The sequence below is a fragment of the Streptomyces sp. URMC 126 genome (assembly GCF_051386555.1).
Lineage (GTDB): Bacteria > Actinomycetota > Actinomycetes > Streptomycetales > Streptomycetaceae > Streptomyces.
Genome location: NZ_JBPQTX010000539.1, coordinates 1 through 2,655, shown reverse-complemented (window position 1 = coordinate 2,655; position 2,655 = coordinate 1). Strand labels below are relative to the sequence as shown.

Genomic DNA, 2,655 nt, shown 5'->3' with positions numbered 1-2,655 from the left:
CCCGCCAACGGCACCCCCGACCCGCCCCTCCGCACCGCCACGATCTCCGCCGCGATCGACAGCGCCGTCTCCTCCGGTGTCCGCCCGCCCAGGTCCAGCCCGATCGGTGACCGGAGCCGGGACAGCTCCCGTTCCCCCAGCCCCGCCTCCCGGAGGCGGGCGAGGCGTGCGTGATGCGTGCGGTGGGAGCCCATGGCACCCACGTAGGCGACGGGGAGGCGGAGAGCCCGGGCGAGGAGAGGGATGTCGAACTTCTCGTCGTGCGTGAGGACGCAGAGAGCCGCGCGTCCGTCCAGGCTCTGGCCGTCGAGGTAGCGGTGCGGCCAGTCGACGACGATCTCGTCCGCCTCCGGGAAGCGGGCGCGGGTGGCGAAGACCGGGCGCGCGTCGCACACCGTGACGTGGTGGCCCAGGAACTTGCCGACCCGTACCAGCGCCGCCGCGAAGTCGATCGCACCGAAGACGATCAGCCGGGGCGGCGGAACGCTGCATTCGACCAGTACCTCGCACGGTGTGCCGCAGTACGCGCCCTCGGCGCCCAGCGTCAGGACGCCCGTCCGGCCGGCGGCCAGGAAGGCGGCGGCCTCGTCCGCCACCCGGCGGTCACCGACCGGCGAGGCATCGAGCCCGCCCGAGAAACCGCCGTCCGGCCGGACGGCGAGAGCACCCGGCGTCCCGTCCACCGCGCGGACGAGCGCCACCGCCTCCCCCCGCGCCGCCGAAGCGAGCGCCGACGCGTACACGTCCCGCTCCGCGTCCCCGGCCCGCACCGGCGTGACCAGGACCTCGATCACACCTCCGCACGTCAGGCCCACCGCGAACGCGTCCTCGTCCGAGTAGCCGAAGCGCTCCCGCCGTCCCCGCCCGTCCGTCAGCGCCTCGCGGCACAGTTCGTAGACGGCGCCCTCGACGCAGCCGCCGGAGACCGAGCCGATCGCCGTACCGTCCGCGTCCACCGCCAGCGCGGCGCCCGGCTGTCTCGGGGCGCTGCCGTGGACGGAGGCGACGGTCGCGACGGCGAAGTCCCGGCCCTCCGTACACCAGCGGTGCAGTTCCGCCGCGATGTCCAGCATGATCGACCCCCTGGCCCTTGTGCCTATCCCATACTTGCCGTGTCGCGCCTACTTGACGCCCAGCCAGTTCTCGATGGGGTGCAAGGCGAAGTACACGGCGAAGACGACCGTCAGCACCCACATGAAGGCCCCCGGCTCCCGCCACTTGCCCTCGGCCGTCCTGATCGCGGTGTAGGCGATGACGCCCGCGCCGACCCCCGCCGTGATGGAGTACGTGAACGGCATGAGGACGACCGTGAGGAACGCGGGTACGGCCACCGCCCGGTCGTTCCAGTCGATGTGCCGCGCGTGGCTCATCATCATCGCGCCGATGACGACCAGGGCCGCCGCCGCCACCTCCCCCGGGACCATCCGCGTGAGCGGGGTGAAGAAGAGGCAGGCGGTGAAGAAGAGGCCGGTGACGACGGACGACAGGCCCGTACGGGCGCCCTCGCCCACCCCCGTCGCCGACTCGATGAAGACCGTCTGGCCCGACGCGCCCGTGACCCCGCCGATCGCACCGCCCGCGCCGTCGACGAGCAGCGCGCGGCTGAGGCCGGGCATCCGGCCGCGCTCGTCGGCGAGTCCGGCTTCCGTGCCGACGCCGATGATGGTGGCCATCGCGTCGAAGAAGCCGGCCAGGACGAGCGTGAAGACGATCATTCCGACGCTCAGCGCGCCCAGCGATCCCCAGCCGCCGAAGGAGACGTCGCCCAGGAGGGAGAAGTCCGGCAGGGAGACGGCGCCGCCGTGCAGTTCGGGGGCGCCGGACTGCCAGGCGCCGGGGGCCGGGTCCGCGACGGCGTTCACGATGACGGCCAGTACCGTGCCGGTCACGATGCCGATGAGGATGGCCCCCGGCACGTTCCGCGCCTGGAGCATGAAGACGATCAGGAGCGTCACGCAGAAGATCAGGACGGGCCAGCCGGCGAGTTCGCCCGCCGGCCCGAGGGTGACCGGGCTCCCGCCCTTGGCCGCGTGCACGAAGCCCGCCTTCACCAGCCCGATGAGGGCGATGAACATGCCGATGCCGATGGTGATGGCGTGTTTGAGCGCCAAGGGGATGGCGTTCATGACGAGTTCGCGCAGCCCGGTCAGGACCAGCAGGACGATCACGCCCCCGTACATCACGCACATGCCCATCGCCTGCGGCCAGGTCATGTGCGGCGCCACCTGGGTGGAGAGCACACCGGAGACGCCCAGACCGGCGGCGAGCGCGAGCGGGACCTTGCCCACGACGCCCATGAGCAGCGTGCAGACGGCCGCGGCCAGCGCGGTCGCCGTGATGAGGGCGCTGTGGCCGAGGGTGTTCCCCGCCGCGTCCTTGCCGGACAGGATCAGCGGGTTGAGCAGCACGATGTACGACATCGCCATGAACGTCGTGATGCCGCCGCGCACCTCGCGAGCGGCGGTGGAACCGCGCGCCGAGATCTGGAAGTACCGGTCGAGCCGGGCGAGCCGGGACCTGTCGGTCGGGGGACACGAGCCCGCGCTCGCGCCCGCGGCCGTGGCCGCCGGCTCCACGGATGGCGTCTGGGTCATGGTGGGTCCTGCTCCTCGCGTGCCGGTGGGGGATGGGAGAGAGAGGGAGAGGAAGGGGGGC

General features: G+C 72.7%; 2 protein-coding genes. Both read right to left on the bottom strand.

Features of this window, described 5'->3' with window-relative positions; translation table 11 throughout:
• Positions 1–1,073: XdhC family protein (locus ACSNOK_RS32465; protein ID WP_436784377.1), on the bottom strand; the 1,073-nt coding region annotated here is incomplete at its 3' end.
• Between the two features lie 48 nt (positions 1,074–1,121).
• On the bottom strand, positions 1,122–2,594 hold the full coding sequence (locus ACSNOK_RS32460; protein WP_436784376.1) for an NCS2 family permease: 1,473 nt from the start codon (positions 2,592–2,594) through the stop codon (positions 1,122–1,124).
• Between the last annotated feature and the right edge of the window lie 61 nt (positions 2,595–2,655).